General features: G+C 62.3%; 24 protein-coding genes. 11 read left to right on the top strand and 13 right to left on the bottom strand.

Translation table 11 applies throughout. The annotated features are described in order from the left end of the window. Positions 1-58: 58 nt before the first annotated feature. The 7 genes from murA to BM186_RS22335 form a co-directional block, all read right to left on the bottom strand. Positions 59-1,324 carry a UDP-N-acetylglucosamine 1-carboxyvinyltransferase gene (gene murA, locus BM186_RS22365; protein ID WP_021488078.1) on the bottom strand — a complete coding sequence of 422 codons (1,266 nt, stop codon included), beginning with the start codon at positions 1,322-1,324 and terminating at the stop codon, positions 59-61. A 22-nt stretch (positions 1,325-1,346) separates the two neighbouring features. Further along, positions 1,347-1,586 carry a BolA family protein gene (locus BM186_RS22360; RefSeq protein ID WP_003459267.1) on the bottom strand — a complete coding sequence of 80 codons (240 nt, stop codon included), beginning with the start codon at positions 1,584-1,586 and terminating at the stop codon, positions 1,347-1,349. Positions 1,587-1,704: 118 nt separating this feature from the next. Further along, the gene (locus tag BM186_RS22355) at positions 1,705-2,013 is read right to left on the bottom strand and encodes an STAS domain-containing protein (RefSeq protein ID WP_074918484.1); all 309 of its coding nucleotides are present in this window, start codon (positions 2,011-2,013) and stop codon (positions 1,705-1,707) included. Beyond that, a complete protein-coding gene (locus BM186_RS22350; protein WP_074918482.1) occupies positions 2,010-2,642 on the bottom strand; it encodes an MlaC/ttg2D family ABC transporter substrate-binding protein in 633 nt (210 codons plus the stop codon). Before BM186_RS22350 ends, BM186_RS22355 begins: the two co-directional genes overlap by 4 nt. A 14-nt stretch (positions 2,643-2,656) precedes the next feature. After that, entirely contained in the window at positions 2,657-3,127 is a 471-nt protein-coding gene (gene mlaD, locus BM186_RS22345) for an outer membrane lipid asymmetry maintenance protein MlaD (RefSeq protein ID WP_013714108.1), read from the bottom strand. Next, positions 3,127-3,924, bottom strand: coding sequence for a lipid asymmetry maintenance ABC transporter permease subunit MlaE (gene mlaE, locus BM186_RS22340; RefSeq protein WP_017678926.1), 798 nt, complete (start codon positions 3,922-3,924; stop codon positions 3,127-3,129). The genes mlaD and mlaE overlap by 1 nt, the downstream gene beginning before the upstream one ends. Continuing rightward, the gene (locus BM186_RS22335) at positions 3,924-4,733 is read right to left on the bottom strand and encodes an ATP-binding cassette domain-containing protein (RefSeq protein ID WP_021488074.1); all 810 of its coding nucleotides are present in this window, start codon (positions 4,731-4,733) and stop codon (positions 3,924-3,926) included. The genes mlaE and BM186_RS22335 overlap by 1 nt, the downstream gene beginning before the upstream one ends. Before the next feature lie 246 nt (positions 4,734-4,979). On the opposite strand from BM186_RS22335, the gene BM186_RS22330 reads away from it, so the two are divergent. The 10 genes from BM186_RS22330 (at position 4,980) to BM186_RS22285 (ending at position 11,963) form a co-directional block, all read left to right on the top strand. Next, positions 4,980-5,954, top strand: coding sequence for a KpsF/GutQ family sugar-phosphate isomerase (locus tag BM186_RS22330; RefSeq protein WP_074918480.1), 975 nt, complete (start codon positions 4,980-4,982; stop codon positions 5,952-5,954). Beyond that, entirely contained in the window at positions 5,954-6,475 is a 522-nt protein-coding gene (locus BM186_RS22325; RefSeq protein WP_021488072.1) for a KdsC family phosphatase, read from the top strand. The genes BM186_RS22330 and BM186_RS22325 overlap by 1 nt, the downstream gene beginning before the upstream one ends. Positions 6,476-6,483: 8 nt before the next feature. Then, positions 6,484-7,050 carry an LPS export ABC transporter periplasmic protein LptC gene (lptC, locus tag BM186_RS22320; RefSeq protein WP_074918478.1) on the top strand — a complete coding sequence of 189 codons (567 nt, stop codon included), beginning with the start codon at positions 6,484-6,486 and terminating at the stop codon, positions 7,048-7,050. Beyond that, entirely contained in the window at positions 7,037-7,576 is a 540-nt protein-coding gene (gene lptA, locus BM186_RS22315) for a lipopolysaccharide transport periplasmic protein LptA (protein ID WP_059390501.1), read from the top strand. The genes lptC and lptA overlap by 14 nt, the downstream gene beginning before the upstream one ends. Next, a complete protein-coding gene (gene lptB, locus BM186_RS22310) occupies positions 7,576-8,301 on the top strand; it encodes an LPS export ABC transporter ATP-binding protein (protein ID WP_072423069.1) in 726 nt (241 codons plus the stop codon). Before lptA ends, lptB begins: the two co-directional genes overlap by 1 nt. A 136-nt stretch (positions 8,302-8,437) precedes the next feature. Next, positions 8,438-9,931 carry an RNA polymerase factor sigma-54 gene (locus tag BM186_RS22305; RefSeq protein ID WP_072423070.1) on the top strand — a complete coding sequence of 498 codons (1,494 nt, stop codon included), beginning with the start codon at positions 8,438-8,440 and terminating at the stop codon, positions 9,929-9,931. A 99-nt stretch (positions 9,932-10,030) separates the two neighbouring features. Next, positions 10,031-10,339 carry a ribosome hibernation-promoting factor, HPF/YfiA family gene (gene hpf, locus BM186_RS22300; RefSeq protein WP_003459233.1) on the top strand — a complete coding sequence of 103 codons (309 nt, stop codon included), beginning with the start codon at positions 10,031-10,033 and terminating at the stop codon, positions 10,337-10,339. A 12-nt stretch (positions 10,340-10,351) separates the two neighbouring features. Next, a complete protein-coding gene (gene ptsN, locus BM186_RS22295; RefSeq protein ID WP_021488068.1) occupies positions 10,352-10,816 on the top strand; it encodes a PTS IIA-like nitrogen regulatory protein PtsN in 465 nt (154 codons plus the stop codon). Between the two features lie 2 nt (positions 10,817-10,818). Beyond that, positions 10,819-11,676: an RNase adapter RapZ gene (gene rapZ / locus BM186_RS22290; protein ID WP_074918476.1), complete on the top strand. Its 858-nt coding sequence runs from the start codon at positions 10,819-10,821 to the stop codon at positions 11,674-11,676. Between the two features lie 14 nt (positions 11,677-11,690). Continuing rightward, positions 11,691-11,963 carry an HPr family phosphocarrier protein gene (locus BM186_RS22285; RefSeq protein ID WP_072423072.1) on the top strand — a complete coding sequence of 91 codons (273 nt, stop codon included), beginning with the start codon at positions 11,691-11,693 and terminating at the stop codon, positions 11,961-11,963. Positions 11,964-11,995: 32 nt separating this feature from the next. On the opposite strand, the gene BM186_RS22280 is transcribed toward BM186_RS22285, so the two are convergent. The 6 genes from BM186_RS22280 to pmbA form a co-directional block, all read right to left on the bottom strand. After that, positions 11,996-12,898 carry a ZIP family metal transporter gene (locus BM186_RS22280; RefSeq protein ID WP_074918474.1) on the bottom strand — a complete coding sequence of 301 codons (903 nt, stop codon included), beginning with the start codon at positions 12,896-12,898 and terminating at the stop codon, positions 11,996-11,998. Between the two features lie 20 nt (positions 12,899-12,918). Beyond that, complete coding sequence (locus tag BM186_RS22275) at positions 12,919-13,530, bottom strand: superoxide dismutase (RefSeq protein WP_074918472.1); 612 nt, start codon at positions 13,528-13,530, stop codon at positions 12,919-12,921. 12 nt (positions 13,531-13,542) lie between these two features. After that, positions 13,543-13,995 carry a tetratricopeptide repeat protein gene (locus BM186_RS22270; RefSeq protein WP_074918470.1) on the bottom strand — a complete coding sequence of 151 codons (453 nt, stop codon included), beginning with the start codon at positions 13,993-13,995 and terminating at the stop codon, positions 13,543-13,545. Between the two features lie 120 nt (positions 13,996-14,115). Beyond that, a complete protein-coding gene (locus BM186_RS22265; RefSeq protein ID WP_074918468.1) occupies positions 14,116-15,504 on the bottom strand; it encodes a class II fumarate hydratase in 1,389 nt (462 codons plus the stop codon). After that, positions 15,497-15,889, bottom strand: a complete 393-nt coding sequence (locus BM186_RS22260; protein ID WP_072423075.1) for a hypothetical protein — start codon at positions 15,887-15,889, stop codon at positions 15,497-15,499. Before BM186_RS22260 ends, BM186_RS22265 begins: the two co-directional genes overlap by 8 nt. Before the next feature lie 178 nt (positions 15,890-16,067). Next, positions 16,068-17,414: a metalloprotease PmbA gene (gene pmbA, locus BM186_RS22255; protein WP_072423076.1), complete on the bottom strand. Its 1,347-nt coding sequence runs from the start codon at positions 17,412-17,414 to the stop codon at positions 16,068-16,070. Positions 17,415-17,543: 129 nt separating this feature from the next. Between pmbA and yjgA the strand changes: the two genes are divergently transcribed. Continuing rightward, complete coding sequence (gene yjgA / locus BM186_RS22250) at positions 17,544-18,062, top strand: ribosome biogenesis factor YjgA (protein WP_072423077.1); 519 nt, start codon at positions 17,544-17,546, stop codon at positions 18,060-18,062. Positions 18,063-18,068: the final 6 nt, after the last annotated feature.

The raw sequence follows: 18,068 nt of genomic DNA, 5'->3' as shown, positions 1-18,068 counted from the left end.
AAATGAGCATTCCGAGCCTGTTTTTAACGCAGCAGGACCGACGCGCAGCAGATCGCCATCAACCCGGCACGCGGCGGATCTTGGCGCCGAGCAGCTGCAGCTTCTCTTCGATGCACTCGTACCCACGGTCGATGTGGTAGATACGGTCGATCAGCGTATCGCCCTCGGCCACCAGCGCGGCCAGCACCAGGCTCGCCGATGCACGCAGATCGGTGGCCATCACTGGCGCGCCCTTGAGCTTGTCGACACCGGTAACCACGGCCGTGTTGCCTTCGACGAGGATGCTGGCGCCCATGCGCAGCATCTCGTAGACGTGCATGAAGCGGTTTTCGAACACGGTTTCGATGATGGTGCCGGTGCCTTCGGCCACCGCGTTCAGGGCGATGAACTGCGCCTGCATGTCAGTGGGGAACGCCGGGTATGGAGCGGTACGCAGGTTGACGGCCTTGGGGCGCTTGCCCTTCATGTCCAGCTCGATCCAGTCCGGACCGGTGGTGATTTCAGCACCCGCTTCCTGCAGCTTGGCCAGCACGGCCTCCAGGGTCGAAGGGTCGGCGTCCTTGACCTTGACCCGACCACCGGTAACGGCTGCGGCGACCAAGTAGGTACCAGTCTCGATACGGTCGGGCATGACGTTGAAGCGCGCGCCATGCAGGCGCTCGACGCCGTCGATGATGATGGTGTCAGTGCCGGCGCCCTGGATCTTCGCGCCCATGGCGATCAGGCAGTTGGCTAGGTCGACCACCTCAGGCTCACGCGCGGCGTTTTCCAGCACGCTGCGGCCCTTGGCCAGGGTCGCGGCCATCATGATGTTCTCGGTGCCGGTCACGCTGACCACATCGAAGAAGAAGTGTGCGCCACGCAGGCCGCCTTCCGGCGCCTTGGCCTTGATGTAGCCGCCTTCGACATCGATGATCGCGCCCATGGCCTCGAGGCCACGGATGTGCAGATCGACCGGACGCGAACCGATGGCGCAACCGCCCGGTAGCGCTACTTCCGCCTCACCGAAGCGCGCGACCATGGGGCCGAGCACCAGAATCGAGGCGCGCATGGTTTTTACCAGCTCGTAAGGCGCGACCAGCGTCTTGATCGCACGGGCGTCGACTTCCACCGCCAGCTTCTCGTCGATCACCGGCTCGATGCCCATGCGACCGAACAGCTCGATCATGGTGGTGATGTCGTGCAGGTGCGGCAGGTTGCAGATGGTGACGGGGGCGTCGCCCAGCAGGGTGGCCGCCAGAATCGGCAGAGCAGAGTTCTTCGCACCGGAAATGCGGATTTCGCCATCGAGGCGAGCGCCGCCGGTAATGATCAGTTTATCCATAGGAATCTCGTCGCCCGCAGGCTCAGGAACGCGCGGCCCAATCGGCCTGGCTGAAGAATTTCATGGTCACGGCGTGGATGCTGCCATCAGCGATCCAGGCATTGAGGTGGGCATAGATCTGCTGCTGACGCTTGACCGGGCTGAGGGCGGCCAGTTCGTCGCTGATCAGGTTGAGCTGGAAGTTGCAGCCTTCGCCTTCGACTTCCACCTGGGTATTCGGGAGTTTTTCCTCTAGGAGGCTTTTTACTTCTGCAGCCTGCATGCTCGACCTCGACTGACGCATTCGGGCTACCAGCGCCCGCGGGTCGGCCATCATACAAAAAAGCCTCCCGCCTGCGAACCCCGCCAGCACCGGCGCTGACGGAACGACGGGAAACGGTTCACGCTTGCAGCGGCAGCAACTCCAGCAAGCCGCTGACCTGGGCGATCTCGCGCATGTCGTCGGGCAGCGCGCTGATCGTCAGCTCACGCCCGGCCTTGCGCGCATCGCGCATGAACGCCAGCAGCAGCGCCAGGCCGACGCTGCTGGACTTTTCCACCGCGCTGCAATCGAGTGCCAGACTTTTAGCGCTGCTGGCCGCGATCAGGCGCGCGCCCTGCTCACGCAGCAGCGGCCCGGTGCTGTAATCGAGCACACCGCTGAGCTGCAATTGCCCAGCAGCGCGCTCGCTGATGCTCGCCTGACTCACGATTCGCCCCGAGCCTGACGCGCCCTGGCCACAGTGTCAGCCCAGGTGTCGATGACCTTGTCCAGATCGTTGCGATTGGTCTGCATCGACTGGGCGAACTGATCGCGGAACAGCTTGCCGACGTTGATGCCGTTGATCACCACATTACGCAACTTCCAGCCACCATCCATCGACACCATGGTGTAAGACAGCGGGTAGACCACGCCCTTGCCATCGCGAATTTCCATGCCGACCGAGGTGCGCTCGCCCTCGCCACTGCCGCTGGCTGGCAACACGCGAATGTCCTGGTTGTTGTACTCGAGCAGGGCGTTGCCATAGAACTGCATCAGGCTACGCTTGAAATTCTCCTCAAAACGGCTCATCTGCTCAGGCGAAGCCTGGCGCGAATAGCGCACAGTCATCACGCCACGGGCGATGCCCTCGACATCCACCACCGGACCGAGAATTTCGTTTAGCGAGTCATAAAAGGCATTGGGATTGCTGCGGTAATGCTCCTTGTTGGCCTTGAGGTCCGCCAGCAGAGTTTCGGTGGTCTGCTGCACCACGTCATGGGCGCTTGGTGCAGCGACGGCCAGCAGCGGCATGGCAGCCAGCAACACCAGCAGGGAATTACGCACGGTTTTGAACATGTCAGGAGCCCTCATCAATTGGCTTCATCTTTATTGACCGAATTGAGCAGGAATTTGCCAATCAGGTCTTCCAGCACCAGCGAGGACTGCGTGTCGTGGATGGTGCTGCCGTCCTTGAGCACCTCCTCGTCACCACCAACGCTGATGCCGATGTATTTCTCACCGAGCAGCCCCGCGGTCAGGATCGACGCGGTGGAATCCTCGGGCAGGTTATTGACGTTGCCATCGAGTTCCAGGGTCACCCGCCCCATGTAACTGTCACGATCCAGATCGATCGCAGTGACCTTGCCGATGCTCACGCCGGCCATGGTGACCTTGGCGCGCACGGTCAGCCCGGCGATGTTGTCGAAGTAGGCGTAGACCTTGTAGGTATCGCCAGCGCTACCGACGCTCAGGCCGCTGACGCGCAGGGCCAGCAGCAGCAGGGCCAGCACACCGGCCATGAGGAACAGGCCGACACCAATCTCCAGCGTGCGGTTTTGCATCAGAAATCTCCAAACATCAAAGCGGTCAGAATGAAATCCAGGCCAAGCACGGCCAGCGAGGCGTACACCACGGTGCGCGTGGTCGCACGGCTGATGCCTTCGGAAGTGGGTTCACAGTCGTAGCCCTGGAACACGGCGATCCAGGTCACCACGAAGGCGAAGACGATGCTCTTGATCACGCCATTGAGCACGTCGTCATAAAAAGAAACACTGTTCTGCATGTTGGCCCAGAACGAGCCCTCGTAGACGCCCAGCCAATCCACGGCGACCATCGCCGCCCCCCAGATGCCGACCACACAGAAGATCATCGCCAGCAGCGGCATGGAGATGAAACCGGCCCACAGCCGCGGCGCGACGATGTACTTGAGTGGGTCGACGCCGATCATCTCCAGACTGGAAAGCTGCTCGGTGGACTTCATGTTGCCGATTTCGGCGGTCAACGCGGAACCGGCGCGACCGGCGAACAGCAGCGCGGTGACCACCGGGCCCAGTTCACGCAGCAGGGTCAGGGCGACCATCTGCCCCACAGCCTGCTCGGAGCCATAGCTGACCAGGATGTTGTAGCCCTGCAAGGCCAGCACCATGCCGATGAAAATGCCGGACACGACGATGATCGCCAGCGACATCACCCCAACCGCGAACAGTTGCTTGATCAACAGTTGCAAAGGTTTGCCGGCGCGGCTGCGGCCGAACAGAGCACTGACCAGAAACAGGACAGAGCGCCCCAGGGTCGCGACCACATCGATACCCGCACGACCGAACAGGCGCAGCCGTTCGAGCGGTGAAATTCTGCGCATCAACCTCTCCCCAACAGATCTTCGCGGTAGTCCGGCGCTGGAAAATGAAACGGCACCGGACCATCCGGAATGCCCTTCATGAACTGGCGAATGCGCGGGTTATCCGACTCCATCAATTCGGCCGGTGTGCCCTGCCCCAGCACCTGTGCATCACCGACGACATAGATGTAGTCGGCGATGCTGGCGGTTTCTGCAAGATCGTGAGAAACCACCACACTGGTGATACCCAGCGCATCGTTGAGCAGGCGGATCAGGCGCACCAGGACGCCCATGGCGATGGGGTCCTGACCGACGAAAGGCTCGTCGTACAGCAGAATCTGCGGATCGAGCGCAATGGCTCGGGCCAGCGCGACACGGCGCTTCATGCCCCCAGACAACTCGTCCGGCATCAGTTCCAGCGCTCCGCGCAGGCCAACGGCCTGCAACTTCATCAGGACGATGTCGCGGATCATTTCTTCCGGCAGCTGGGTATGCACACGCAGTGGAAAGGCCACGTTCTCGAATACATCGAGGTCGGTGAACAGTGCACCGCTTTGAAACAGCACGCCCATCTGCTTGCGCATGTCGAACAGCTCGTCGCGCGACAGCTTCGGCAGGCTGACGCCCGCCACACGAACATCACCGGCCGAAGGACGCAGCTCGGCAGCGATCAGGCGTAGCAGCGTGGTCTTGCCGCAGCCGGAGGGCCCCATGATGCCGGTCACCTTGCCGCGCGGTATGCGGATATCGACCTTGTCGAAAATCGACCGCGCGCCGCGCTGAAAGCTCACGCCCTGCAACTCGATCGCGTACTCGTGCTCGGCGCTCATCTGAACTCCTTGAAAATCAGGCCTTCCTGGCAGACGCCGCCTCCAGAAGCGAGGACACGCGCCAGCCAGAGGGGGCCAAAATGGCCGCGAACTATAGCATTTGCCGAACATGTCGCCCAATAGCACCACGGCGCAGCGTTCAGACTTGCGACAGCTTCGGCACTGCCCTGCATACGGCAAAGGTGAGCACGACAAGCTTTTCCCGTTATAATCCTCGTCTTTTTTCGCCCGACAGCCCTGCCCAGCATGAACCAGACCCGCGACCTGATTGATTCCGCGCAGCGTACCATCCGCCTCGAACTTGAAGCGGTCCAGGAGCTGTTGCCCCGCATCGATGCCAATTTCATCAAGGCCTGCGAGCTGATTCTCAGCTGCAAGGGACGTGTAGTCGTGGTCGGCATGGGCAAGTCTGGGCATATCGGCAACAAGATTGCTGCGACCCTGGCCAGCACTGGCACCACCTCTTTCTTCGTCCACCCGGCAGAAGCCAGCCATGGCGACATGGGCATGATCACCAAGGACGACATCGTCCTGGCGCTCTCGAACTCGGGCTCGACCGCAGAGATCGTCACCCTGCTGCCGCTGATCAAACGCCTCGGTATCCGTCTGATCAGCATGACAGGCAACCCGGATTCCCCACTGGCCAAGGCCGCCGAGGTCAATCTCGATGCTCGCGTCTCGCAGGAAGCCTGCCCACTGAACCTGGCGCCGACCTCCTCGACCACCGCCAGTCTGGTACTGGGTGACGCATTGGCCATCGCCTTGCTGGAAGCGCGCGGCTTCACCGCCGAAGACTTCGCCTTCTCCCATCCGGGCGGCGCCCTTGGCCGACGCCTGCTGCTCAAGGTAGAGAACGTCATGCACGCAGGCGATGCCCTGCCACGCGTGCGCCGCGGCACCAGCCTGCGCGACGCTCTGCTGGAAATGACCCAGAAAGGCCTGGGCATGACCGTTGTACTGGAAGAAGACGGCCGCCTCGCCGGCATCTTCACCGACGGCGACCTGCGCCGCACCCTGGACAAGGGCATCGACGTGCGCCAGGCCATGATCGACGAGGTCATGACTCCGCACGGCAAGACCGCTCGTGCCGAGATGCTCGCGGCCGAGGCCCTGAAGATCATGGAAGACCACAAGATCAATGCGCTGGTGGTGGTCGACGACCTGGACAACCCGGTCGGCGCCCTCAACATGCATGACCTGCTGCGCGCCGGAGTGATGTGATGAACGACCTGCTGCAACGCGCCCGCGCCATCAAACTGGCGATCTTCGACGTCGACGGCGTGCTTACCGACGGCCGCCTGTACTTCCTCGAAGACGGCAGCGAGTTCAAGACCTTCAACACCCTCGACGGCCACGGCATCAAGATGCTGATCAACTCGGGCGTGCGCACCGCCATCATCAGCGGGCGCAAAACCCCGGTGGTCGAGCGCCGCGCCAACAACCTGGGCATCCAGCACCTGTTCCAGGGCCGCGAGGACAAACTCGTGGTACTCGACGGCCTGCTTGCCGAACTCGGCCTAAGCTATGAACAGGTCGCTTATCTTGGCGACGACTTGCCGGACCTTCCGGTCATTCGCCGGGTCGGATTGGGCATGGCCGTGGCCAGCGCCGACAGCTTCGTCCGCCAGCACGCCCATGGCGTAACCCAGGCACGCGGCGGCGACGGTGCGGCACGGGAATTCTGCGAACTGATCATGCGTGCCCAGGGCACACTGGATGCGGCCCAGGCCGCCTACCTGTAGAGAACAGCATGCCGCGTAAAATCCTCAACACCCTGATCTTTGCTCTGATTGCAGTCGTCGTGGCCGCACTCGGTTACTGGAACCTTGCCCCGGACAGCGCACGCCAAGCCCAGCGGGCCAGCGACGACAACGTCGTTGACTTCTATGCGGTCGGCGCGCGCACCGTGCAGTTCCAGGATGACGGCAAACTGCACTACCGCATGACCGCGGACAAGCTCGAGCACATCAAAAGCACCGACATCACCCTGATCGACGCCCCCAAGCTGGAGCTCTATCGCGGCACCGAACTGCCCTGGGAAGTCACCAGCCAGCGCGCCGAAGTCTCGCCTGGCGGCGTCGAGGTAGAACTGATCGACGACGTGCGCATCGCCCGCACCGACGCCAAGAACCGCCCCACCGTTATCACCAGCAGTCGTATGACCGTTATTCCTGACAAGGAATATGCGCAGACCGAGCAAGCCGTTAGAATCGTCGCGGCCAACGGGGTGACCACGGCACAAGGAATGAAAGCGTACTTGAATGACGGCAGGATGCTCCTGCAGTCCAACGTAAGAGGCCAGCATGAGGTTCGTTAATACCCTCCCCCTGATTCTCAGCCTCGGCGCCGCATTGGGAAGCGCGGCTGCCTGGGCACTGCCATCGGATCGTGATCAACCGATCCGCATCCAGGCCGACAGCGCCGAACTGGATGACCGGCAAGGTGTAGCCGTCTACCGCGGCGACGTGATCATCACTCAGGGCACCCTGAAGATCACGGGTGACACCGTCACCATCACCCAGACCGCCAGCGGCGATATCGATGTCTTCACTTCGGTGGGCAACCTGGCTTATTACGAGCAGAAGCCTGCCGTGGACAAGGACATCGTCAAGGCCTACGGCAGGACCATCCAGTACTTCGCCAGCAATGAGCGCATCGTACTGATCGACCAGGCCAAAGTGATTCAGGAAGGCAATACCTTCGAAGGCGAGAAGATCGTCTACGACACCCGTCGCCAGATCGTCAACGCCGGCCGCGCAACAGGCGGCAACGTCAGCACGCCACGCCCGCGTATCGACATGGTCATCCAACCGAAGAACAAACCCGCGGATCAGCAGCAGTAATGGCCATTCTCAAAGCCCAACACCTGGCGAAAAGCTACAAAAGCCGCCAGGTCGTGCGTGACGTCAGCCTGAGCATCGAAAGCGGTCAGATTGTTGGCCTGCTCGGCCCCAACGGCGCAGGCAAGACCACCTGCTTCTACATGATCGTCGGCCTGGTACGCGCCGACCAGGGCCGCGTGCTGATCGACGACCTCGACGTCAGCCATCAGCCCATGCACGGCCGCGCGCGCGCCGGCATCGGCTATCTGCCGCAGGAAGCCTCGATCTTCCGCAAGCTGTCGGTAACCGACAACATCATGGCCATCCTCGAAACGCGCAAGGACCTGGACCGCGCCGGGCGCCAGGCGGAACTGGAAAGCCTGCTGCAGGAGTTCCACATCCACCATATCGCCGACAGCCTCGGCATGAGCCTGTCTGGCGGTGAACGACGTCGCGTGGAGATTGCCCGGGCCCTGGCCACCAACCCCAAGTTCATCCTGCTCGACGAACCCTTTGCCGGGGTGGACCCGATCTCGGTGGGCGATATCAAACAGATCATCCATCACCTCAAGACCAAGGGCATCGGCATCCTGATCACCGATCACAACGTGCGCGAAACCCTGGACATCTGCGAGACCGCTTACATCGTCAACGATGGACAGCTGATCGCCGAAGGTAACGCCGAGACCATCCTCGCCAACCAGACGGTGAAAGAGGTATATCTGGGCCACGAATTCCGCCTGTAGGCTGCCCGCTGTTTCACTACAGAAATATGGCAGCCTCTAGGCAAAGCCCAGAAATTCAGGCATATAATTTGCTTCCTGGCGGCGCTTCGGCGCCCTGATGTGGAAGGCGTAACTCGCCAGTAAATTAAGGTCTGCAATGAAACCATCGCTAGTCCTCAAGATGGGCCAGCAGCTGACGATGACCCCGCAGCTGCAACAGGCTATCCGCCTCCTCCAACTGTCTACTCTGGACCTGCAACAGGAAATCCAGGAGGCACTGGAATCCAATCCCATGCTCGAGCGCCAGGAAGACGGCGACGACTTCGACAACAGTGATCCAATGGCTGATGGCGCCGAAAGCGCCACTCCGACCCCGAGCAAGGAAGAGAGTTACCAGGAAACCGCCCCCACGGTGGACAACCTGGAAGAAGGCGATTGGGGCGAGCGCATTCCCAACGAGTTGCCAGTCGACACGGCCTGGGAAGACATCTACCAGACCAGCGCCAGCAGCCTGCCCAGCAACGATGATGACGAGTGGGATTTCACCACGCGCACCTCCAGCGGTGAGAGCCTGCACAGCCACCTGCTCTGGCAACTGAACCTGGCACCCATGTCGGACAAGGATCGCTTGATCGCAGCGACCCTGATCGACTGCATCAACAATGACGGCTACCTCGAAGAAACGCTCGAGGAAGTGACTGAGTCCTTCGACCCCGAGCTGGATGTCGAACTGGATGAAGTGGAAGTGGTGCTGCACCGCATCCAGCAGTTCGAACCGGCCGGTATCGGCGCCCGCGACCTGCGCGAGTGCCTGCTGCTGCAACTGCGCCAGCTGCCCGCCAACACCCCCTGGCTGAACGAAACCCAGCGCGTGGTCGGCGACTACCTGGAACTGCTCGGCAGCCGCGATTACGCCCAGTTGATGCGCCGCACCAAGCTCAAGGAAGACGAACTGCGCCAGGTCATCGACCTGATCCAGCGCCTCAATCCGCGTCCGGGTTCGCAGATCGAATCCAGCGAGCCGGAATACGTCGTACCCGACGTCATCGTGCGCAAGCACAACGAACGCTGGCTGGTGGAGCTGAACCAGGAAGCCATGCCGCGCCTGCGGGTCAACCCGCAGTATGCCGGCTTCGTCAAACGCGCCGACTCCAGCGCCGACAACACCTTCATGCGTAACCAGTTGCAGGAGGCCCGCTGGTTCATCAAGAGCCTGCAGAGCCGCAACGAAACGCTGATGAAGGTGGCCACGCAGATCGTCGAACACCAGCGTGGCTTCCTCGACTACGGCGACGAGGCGATGAAGCCCCTGGTGCTGCACGACATCGCCGAAGCGGTGGGTATGCACGAGTCAACGATTTCACGCGTTACCACGCAGAAATTCATGCACACCCCACGTGGCATTTACGAGCTGAAATATTTCTTCTCCAGCCACGTCAGCACCTCCGAAGGCGGCGAATGCTCGTCCACCGCGATCCGCGCGATCATCAAAAAACTGGTTGCAGCAGAAAACGCGAAAAAGCCGTTGAGCGACAGCAAGATCGCTGGTTTACTGGAGGCACAAGGCATCCAAGTCGCCCGTCGGACGGTCGCCAAGTATCGCGAGTCCCTCGGCATAGCGCCCTCCAGTGAGCGCAAGCGACTGATGTAGGCCAGATCGACTGAAGGCCTCAGGCCTTCAGGCCAACGTGTTCCGGCGGCGGGTCGAACCAGACCCGTCTCTTACACAAGGCAACAAGGAGAAAGCGGTATGCAAGTCAACATCAGTGGACATCAGCTGGATGTGACCGACGCCCTGCGTGACTATATCGGCGAGAAACTGGGCCGACTGGAACGCCACTTCGACAAGATCACCAACGTACAGGTGACCATGGAGGTCGAAAAACTCAAGCAGAAGATCGAAGCCACCCTGCACATCGCCGGCGGCGAAGTCGTCGCCAACGCCGAACACCAGGATATGTACGCTGCCATCGACCTGTTGGCCGATAAACTCGACCGTCAACTCATCAAGCACAAGGAAAAGCAGCTCGAACGCCTGCAAGGCGCCACGGCCCGCTAACATTCCCTATCCATGATCCGACTTGAAAATATCCTGACCCCCGGCCGTTCCCTGGTGAACGTGCCGGGCGGCAGCAAGAAACGCGTGCTCGAACAGATCGCCAACCTGGTTGCGCGCGATCTGCCCGACCTGGATGCCCAGGACATATTCGAAAGCCTCATCGCCCGCGAGAAGCTCGGCTCTACCGGCTTCGGCAACGGCATTGCCATTCCCCACTGCCGCCTGGCTGGCTGCAGTGCCCCGATCAGTGCAGTCCTGCACCTGGAGACGGCAGTCGATTTCGACGCCATCGACGGCGTGCCGGTCGATCTGCTGTTCGTGCTTCTGGTGCCGGAGGCGGCCACCGATGCCCACCTCGAACTGCTGCGCCAGATCGCCAGCATGCTCGATCGCCAGGATGTACGTGAACGTCTGCGCCAGGCCAACAGCGGCGAAGATCTCTATCAGGTCGTCGTGGACATTCAGAACGGTCAATAAACATGCGCCTGATCATCGTCAGCGGTCGCTCGGGCTCGGGCAAGAGCACCGCCCTCGATGTACTTGAGGACAACGGCTTCTACTGCATCGACAACCTGCCGGCCGGCCTGCTGCCGGATCTTGCCGAGCGTTTCCTGCCGCATAGCGACATGCTGCTGCCACAGGTGGCCGTCTCCATCGATGCGCGCAACCTGCTGAGCCAGCTCCAGCGTTTCCCGGAACTGCTCGACGAAGTGCGCAAGCGCAGCATCCGCTGCGACGTGCTGTATCTCGACGCCGAAGACGAAACCCTGCTCAAGCGCTTTTCCGAAACCCGCAGACGCCACCCGCTGACCAACGACAACCGCTCGCTGGCCGAGGCCATTGCTTACGAAAGCCAGCTGCTGGCACCGATCACCGACCGGGCCGATCTGAAGATCGACACCACCCGCCTGAATCTCTACCAGCTGCGCGACACGCTCAAGCTACGCCTGCTGGGCCAGACGCAGACCGGTACCGCCTTTCTCGTCGAATCCTTCGGTTTCAAACGTGGCATGCCGGTGGACGCCGACCTGGTGTTCGATGCGCGCTGCCTGCCCAATCCCTACTGGAAGCCGGAGCTGCGCGACCACTCCGGGCTGGATCAACCGGTGATCGACTACCTGGCCGCGCAACCGGAGGTCGAGGAGATGTATCAGGACATCCTCGCCTACCTGGAAAAATGGCTGCCACGCTTCGCCGCCAGCAACCGCGCCTATGTGACCATCGCCATTGGCTGCACCGGTGGTCACCACCGCTCGGTGTACCTGGCCAACCGCCTGAGCCAGGCACTCAAAGACTCGCTGAAGAACGTCCAGGTGCGTCACCGCGACCTCAGCTAAGGAATCCTGCCGCGATGCCAGCACGTGAAATCACCATCATCAACAAACTTGGTCTGCATGCCCGTGCTGCAGCCAAGTTCGTCGGTGTAGCGAGCACCTACCCTTGCCAGGTGCGCATCGGCCGCAGTGCCGAAAGCCTGGTAGACGGCAAGAGCATCATGGCGGTGATGATGCTGGCTGCCGGCAAGGGCACCAATGTGCACCTGCTGACCGAAGGCGAACAGGAGCACGAGGCGCTCGCTGCACTGGTCGGCCTGATCGAAAATTACTTCGACGAAGGTGAGTAGAAAGTCTTGGAGGGCAGTGTGCACGCCTCCCGCTACGCCAAGGCCGTATCCAGCACCATCATTAGACAAAAGCCCAGCACCAGCGCCAGACTGGCATCGCCTGCATGACCATTGCCATGCGCTTCGGGAATGATTTCGTGGATCACCGCGAACAGCATCGCCCCCGCAGCCAATGCCAGGCCCCAGGGCAACAGCATGTGCGAAACGCCGACCAGCCAGGCGCAGAGTACCGCGAACAGCGGTTCGACCAGGCCTGACGCCGCACCGATCAGTACCGCCTTGCCACGTCCCATCCCGGCACTGGCCAGCACCAGGGCGACGATCAGGCCCTCCGGTACGTCCTGCAGGGCGATGCCGATCGCCAGGCCATCGGCGCCACTCAAGCCCGCTCCCGCTGCCACGCCAACCGCCATGCCCTCGGGTACGTTGTGCAACATGATGGCGATGACGAACAGCAGTGTGCCAGGCGCCAGAACGCCCCGTTGCAGTTCGGCCGCGCCGACGCTCTGCCGTTGCGCCAGCACGCGGCCCAACCCCAGCAGGGCCGCGGCGCCCAGCAGCAGGCCAATGCTGGCCAGAGCCCCAGCCCCCCAGGACGTGAAACCCTGATCACCGGCAACCTCGAGCGCCGGTACCAGCAGCGAGAACACCGTCGCCGCCAGCATTACACCGCCACCGAAGCCCAGCAGCCTGTCTCGCCAGCGCCCGGACAGCTCTCCCATGAACAGCACCGGCAAGGCGCCGACCGCCGTGCCGGTGGCGCACAGCACGCCGCCCTGCAACGCCCGTAGCAATTGTGGCTGAACCGTCTGGTCGATCAGCACGGCAACCTGGATGAACAGCAGCAGACTGCCACACAGCAGAATCACGCCGCCGAGCAGATAGCGCAAAGCCCGGCCATTGAGGCCGGGTAAGGAAGTGAGCAAGGTTCGCATCGTGTTCGCTATCCGCCTGTTCAGCTCAGGGCCTGTCGGTATCGGTGCGCCACTTCGTCCCAGTCGATGACGTTGTAGAAGGCGCCGATGTATTCCGGCCGGCGGTTCTGGTAGCGCAGGTAGTAGGCATGCTCCCAGACGTCCAGCCCCAGAATCGGCGTGTTGCCGTGCATCAACGGGCTGTCCTGATTGGCGCTGCTTTCCACTACCAGTGTCCTCTGCGGCGTTACGCTCAGCCATGCCCAGCCGCTGCCGAAACGGCTCAGCGCGGCCTTGGTAAAGGCCTCCTTGAACGCCGCGAAACCACCCAGCTCGGCATCGATCGCCGCCGCCAGTTCGCCAGCAGGCTCGCCCCCTCCGGAAGGCGACATGACCGTCCAGAACAGCGTGTGGTTGGCATGCCCCCCGCCCTGGTTGATCAATGCCCCGTGCAGGCTTGGCGGCATCTCGTCCAGGCGGATCAGCAGCTCTTCCACCGGTACTTCTGCATAGGACGTTCCCTCCAGTGCCGTGTTCAGATTGTTTATGTAGGTCTGATGGTGCTTGCTGTAATGGATTTCCATGGTCTGCGCATCGATATGCGGCTCCAGGGCATCGTAGGCGTAAGGCAGTGGCGGCAGGCGATGAGGCATGAGCGTTCTCCTTCAGTGATAGTAGCGGCCATGACCGGCAGGTTTGACGGTGGGACCTTGCCAGGCATGACGCTGCGTGGCTCCTAGCAAGCGATCGGTGCGCGGGAAGGCGCCGTGCTCGCTGATGAACTGCAACAGCTCCACGTAGGTACGGCGGCTGTGATGCAGGGCGATCTCGCGCAGCGCCTGCGGCCGCTGGCTGTCAGCCAGGGTCTGGAGCAGGCGCTCGTGGCTGGCGCAGAGGTTTTCCGCGGCCTCCTCCGGTTGCCCCAGCGCCAGGTGCAGATCGGCCAGGTTGTGATGGGAAATCACAAAGGCCGCCACCGCCATGTTGTGATCAGGCCAGCGCCCGAACATCACCTGAGCCTCTGCCAGCGCCTGCAGGTAGAGCTCGCGAGCCCGTACCCAGTCGCCCTCGGAGAAACAGCGGTTACCGGCTTCGATGGTGGTTTTCCAGTGCTCCATGACAGACCTCCTGATGAGAGCCTTTTCCACGCTCTGCCGCCTCGACCTGCACGTGCCAATAACGTGCACTGACTGCATGGCCGAACCTGGCGCGTGAACAGACGCCGAAAAGAAAGCGGCTCAGAGGCCGCCTTCGGTGAGTTTTTCCGGATTAAGCAGTTGCTCGAGTTGCGCTCGCGACAGATCGGTGTGCTCCAGTGCCACCTCGATGATCGGCCTGCCCTCGCGGTAGGCCTGCTTGGCGATGTCGGCGGCCTTGAGATAGCCGATCAGCGGATTCAGCGCCGTGACCAGGATCGGATTGCGCTCCAGCGCCTCCCTGAGCTTGGGCTGGTTGACCTTGAAGCTGGCGATGGCGCGGTCGGCCAACAGGTGACTGACGTTGCTCAGCAGTTGCATGCTGTAGAGCAGGTTGTCGGCGATCAGCGGCAGCATCACGTTCAGTTCGAAGTTGCCGGACTGTCCGGCGATGGCGATGGCCGCGTCGTTGCCAATCACCTGCGCCGCGACCATGGCCGCCGCCTCGGGGATCACCGGATTGACCTTGCCCGGCATTATCGAGGAGCCGGGCTGGAGGGCCTCCAGTTCGATCTCCGCCAGCCCCGCCAGTGGCCCCGAGTTCATCCAGCGCAGGTCGTTGGCGACCTTCATCAGCGAAACAGCCGTGGTCTTGAGCTGCCCAGAGACGGCCACAGCAGTGTCCTGCGAGCCGATCAGCGCGAAGAAGTTGCTCGCGGTGGTGAAGTTCACGCCGGTCAGGCCGCCCAGCTCACGGCAGAACTGCTCAGCGAAGCGAGGATGGGCGTTGACTCCGGTACCCACGGCGGTGCCGCCCTGCGCCAGCGCTTGGAGGCTCGGCTGCAGCGCGCGCAGATGCTCGATATTGGCCTGGATCTGCTGCCCCCAACCGTCCAGCACCTGGCTCATGCGCACCGGCATGGCATCCATCAGGTGGGTGCGGCCGGTCTTGATGTAGGGCTGAACCTCCAGCGACTTGTCGCACAGCACCTTGAGCAGATGACCGAGCGCCGGCAGCAGGCGTTCATGCAACTCGATGGCGGCACTGACGTGAATGGTGGTGGGGATGATGTCATTGCTGCTCTGGCCGCAATTGACATGATCGTTGGCGCTGACCTGGTCACCAAGAATGCGGCTGGCCAGGGTGGCGATCACCTCGTTGGCGTTCATGTTGGAACTGGTGCCGGAGCCGGTCTGGAACACGTCCACCGGGAAATGCGCCATGAAGTCGCCTTCGAGCAGCTGCTGGCAGGCCGCAACGATGGCATCGCCCATGGCTGGGTCGAGTTGCTGCAACTCGACGTTGGCCCGCGCGGCAGCGGCCTTGGCCAGAATTAGCGCACGGATGAAGGGTGCCGGCATGCGCTGCCCGGACACCGGGAAGTTGTTGACTGCGCGCTGGGTCTGCGCACCATAGAGCGCCGTGCTCGGCACCTGCAGTTCGCCCATGCTGTCGCGCTCGATACGGAAGTCACCGCGGGTGTCACTCATAGGAATGTCCTTGTGCCGATTCATGGAATGAGAGGGAGGGTTGCAGGCGCAGGGTCGCCAGACGATTGAGCAGGAGGTTCAGGCTGCGCTGACGAGGAAGATCGTTGGCCTGTTGCTGCATGACCCGCAGGGGCCGGTAGGCACGATCCAGGCAGAGGGCACGCCAATGCCAGGGCAATGCCGGGTCAGAGGCGGTGTCGAGTAATAGCTCCAGCGTGATGCGCGAGACCCGCCAGGCATCCAGCAGGCCGCGCTCCACCAGTTGCCGCCCGTGCCATTCGTGGAAATCGAGCAGGCGGGGTTCATCGGGGCGCAGAGCGCAGCGCACGAGAAAGCCCTGCCAATGCCAGCAGTTCAAGCAAGGCGTGAAGAAGGGATAGAACATGGGTGTCCACCTATCAATGAAATGATATTTATTCTCTTTTGAGAGAAATAATCAATACACAGAATATGTGGACTTTCATTCGGAAGCTGGTCCGCTCTCACCTGAGTCGGACCGCAGCTTGCGGGATACGCGCGGCCCGCAAGGCCGCGCGTTACTTACTGTCAGAGAATGGCGGCACTCAGCTACCGGCGACAGTCATCTTCTCGATCAGCACCGAGCCCGTGCAGATATTGCCGCGACGCTCGAGATCACGACCGACTGCAACGACCTGACGGAACATGTCGCGCAGATTGCCGGCGATGGTTACCTCCTGCACCGGGAACTGGATCTCGCCGTTCTCGACCCAGAAGCCCGCCGCGCCACGCGAGTAATCGCCCGTCACCAGATTCAGCCCCTGGCCCATCAGCTCGGTGACCAGCAAACCGCGGCCCATGCGACGAATCAGCGCCTGCTGATCCTCATCGCCATGGGTGACGAACAGGTTGTGTACGCCACCGGAGTTGGCGGTGCTCGGCAGGCCCAGTTTGCGTCCGGAATAGGTGCCGAGCACGTAGGACACCAACTCGCCCTTTTCCACGAACGGCTTGGCGTAGGTGGCCAGGCCATCGCCATCGAAGGTGGCACTGCCGAGCGCACGTGGCAGGTGCGGGCGCTCGTCAAGGGTCAACCACTCGGGAAACAGGCGCTGGCCGAGGGCTCCTTCGAGGAAGGAGGACTGGCGATACAGGTTGCCACCCGAAATCGCCGCCAGCAGGTGGCTGAACAGCCCACCTGCCAGCTCGGCGGCGAACAGCACCGGCACTTCGCAGGTCGGCACTGGGCGTGCCCCCAGACGGCTGACCGCACGCTCGGCGGCGCGCTGGCCGATACCCTTGGCATCAGCCAGCAGTTCGCCCTGACGATTGACGTCATACCAGTAGTCGCGCTGCATCTGCCCTTCACCTTCGGCGATCATCACGCAACTCAGGCTGTGGCGGGTGCTGGCGTAACCGCCGACGAAGCCGTGGCTGTTGCCATATACGCGGCAACCTTGATGGGTGTTGAGGCTGGTGCCATCGGCGTTCTTGATCCGCTTGTCAGCGGAGAAAGCCGCGGCTTCGCAGGCCAGCGCCTGCTCCACCGCCTGTTCCGGGGTGATCGACCAGGGGTGATAGAGATCGAGCTCAGGCAGCTCACGGGCCATCAGCGCGGCATCGGCCAGGCCAGCGCACTCGTCCTCGCTGGTATGTTTGGCAATCGCCAGGGCTGCCGCCACGGTCTCGCGAATGGCTTCGCTACCGGTGGCCGAGGTGCTGGCCGAGCCCTTGCGCTGACCCACGTACAGGGTGATGCCGAAACCCTGGTCGCGATTGAATTCGACGGTCTCCACTTCGCCCTGGCGCACCGTGGTGGACAGCCCCTGACCAGCCGATACCGCCACTTCACAGGCACTGGCACCCTGGCGCCTGGCTTCGGCGAGAATGGCCTCGACCTGCTCTTGCAGCACAGGCAAGGCCTGCGGCCCGATGCGTTCTACTTCACTCATAACCACTCCCGATTCTCTTGGCGCAGGCACTCTTTGTACGAAACCCAAGGCCTGCTCTCGACTGCCCGCCCGCGGGCCGGCAGTCACGGTTACTGCTATCATGGCGGCGTTTCCCTCTGGACCCACCCCATGTCTGATTCCTACGACGACTTCTCCCTGGAGAAGAGCAAATCCCAGGTCAAACGCGAACTGCATGCCCTGCAGGACCTTGGCGAGCGACTGACCACGCTCAAGGCGGATCTGCTGGCCAAGATGCCGCTGACCGATGCCCTACGCCGCGCGCTCGCCGAAGCGCCGAAACATACCGCCAATGCCGCGCGCAAACGTCACATCCAGTTCATCGGCAAGCTGATGCGTGAACAGGATGTCGACGCGATCGTCGCCATGCTCGACCAGGTGGACAGCTCCACCCGCGAGTACAACGAACGCTTCCATGCCCTCGAACGCTGGCGTGACCGCCTGATCGCCGAAGGCGACAGCGCGCTGGAAAGCTTCGTCGAGCTCTACCCGGACGCTGACGTCCAGCACCTGCGCGGCCTGGTCCGTCATGCTCAGCACGAAGCCGCGCGCAACAAGCCGCCAGCCGCCGCGCGCAAGGTGTTCAAGTACATCCGCGAGCTCGACGAAATCCAGCGCGGCCTGCGCTGAACCTGC

The organism is Ectopseudomonas toyotomiensis, from assembly GCF_900115695.1.
Classification (GTDB): Bacteria; Pseudomonadota; Gammaproteobacteria; order Pseudomonadales; family Pseudomonadaceae; genus Aquipseudomonas; species Aquipseudomonas toyotomiensis.
This window is presented reverse-complemented; position numbering and strand designations above follow the sequence as displayed.

Bases quoted from the DNA above. Each gene is read 5' to 3' on its own strand.
- murA (WP_021488078.1), bottom strand. From the start codon at position 1,324: ATGGATAAACTGATCATTACCGGCGGCGCTCGCCTCGATGGCGAAATC.
- BM186_RS22360 (WP_003459267.1), bottom strand. From the start codon at position 1,586: ATGCAGGCTGCAGAAGTAAAAAGCCTCCTAGAGGAAAAACTCCCGAAT.
- BM186_RS22350 (WP_074918482.1), bottom strand. From the start codon at position 2,642: ATGTTCAAAACCGTGCGTAATTCCCTGCTGGTGTTGCTGGCTGCCATG.
- mlaD (WP_013714108.1), bottom strand. From the start codon at position 3,127: ATGCAAAACCGCACGCTGGAGATTGGTGTCGGCCTGTTCCTCATGGCC.
- mlaE (WP_017678926.1), bottom strand. From the start codon at position 3,924: ATGCGCAGAATTTCACCGCTCGAACGGCTGCGCCTGTTCGGTCGTGCG.
- BM186_RS22335 (WP_021488074.1), bottom strand. From the start codon at position 4,733: ATGAGCGCCGAGCACGAGTACGCGATCGAGTTGCAGGGCGTGAGCTTT.
- BM186_RS22330 (WP_074918480.1), top strand. From the start codon at position 4,980: ATGAACCAGACCCGCGACCTGATTGATTCCGCGCAGCGTACCATCCGC.
- BM186_RS22325 (WP_021488072.1), top strand. From the start codon at position 5,954: ATGAACGACCTGCTGCAACGCGCCCGCGCCATCAAACTGGCGATCTTC.
- lptC (WP_074918478.1), top strand. From the start codon at position 6,484: ATGCCGCGTAAAATCCTCAACACCCTGATCTTTGCTCTGATTGCAGTC.
- lptA (WP_059390501.1), top strand. From the start codon at position 7,037: ATGAGGTTCGTTAATACCCTCCCCCTGATTCTCAGCCTCGGCGCCGCA.
- lptB (WP_072423069.1), top strand. From the start codon at position 7,576: ATGGCCATTCTCAAAGCCCAACACCTGGCGAAAAGCTACAAAAGCCGC.
- BM186_RS22305 (WP_072423070.1), top strand. From the start codon at position 8,438: ATGAAACCATCGCTAGTCCTCAAGATGGGCCAGCAGCTGACGATGACC.
- hpf (WP_003459233.1), top strand. From the start codon at position 10,031: ATGCAAGTCAACATCAGTGGACATCAGCTGGATGTGACCGACGCCCTG.
- ptsN (WP_021488068.1), top strand. From the start codon at position 10,352: ATGATCCGACTTGAAAATATCCTGACCCCCGGCCGTTCCCTGGTGAAC.
- rapZ (WP_074918476.1), top strand. From the start codon at position 10,819: ATGCGCCTGATCATCGTCAGCGGTCGCTCGGGCTCGGGCAAGAGCACC.
- BM186_RS22285 (WP_072423072.1), top strand. From the start codon at position 11,691: ATGCCAGCACGTGAAATCACCATCATCAACAAACTTGGTCTGCATGCC.
- BM186_RS22280 (WP_074918474.1), bottom strand. From the start codon at position 12,898: ATGCGAACCTTGCTCACTTCCTTACCCGGCCTCAATGGCCGGGCTTTG.
- BM186_RS22275 (WP_074918472.1), bottom strand. From the start codon at position 13,530: ATGCCTCATCGCCTGCCGCCACTGCCTTACGCCTACGATGCCCTGGAG.
- BM186_RS22270 (WP_074918470.1), bottom strand. From the start codon at position 13,995: ATGGAGCACTGGAAAACCACCATCGAAGCCGGTAACCGCTGTTTCTCC.
- BM186_RS22265 (WP_074918468.1), bottom strand. From the start codon at position 15,504: ATGAGTGACACCCGCGGTGACTTCCGTATCGAGCGCGACAGCATGGGC.
- BM186_RS22260 (WP_072423075.1), bottom strand. From the start codon at position 15,889: ATGTTCTATCCCTTCTTCACGCCTTGCTTGAACTGCTGGCATTGGCAG.
- pmbA (WP_072423076.1), bottom strand. From the start codon at position 17,414: ATGAGTGAAGTAGAACGCATCGGGCCGCAGGCCTTGCCTGTGCTGCAA.
- yjgA (WP_072423077.1), top strand. From the start codon at position 17,544: ATGTCTGATTCCTACGACGACTTCTCCCTGGAGAAGAGCAAATCCCAG.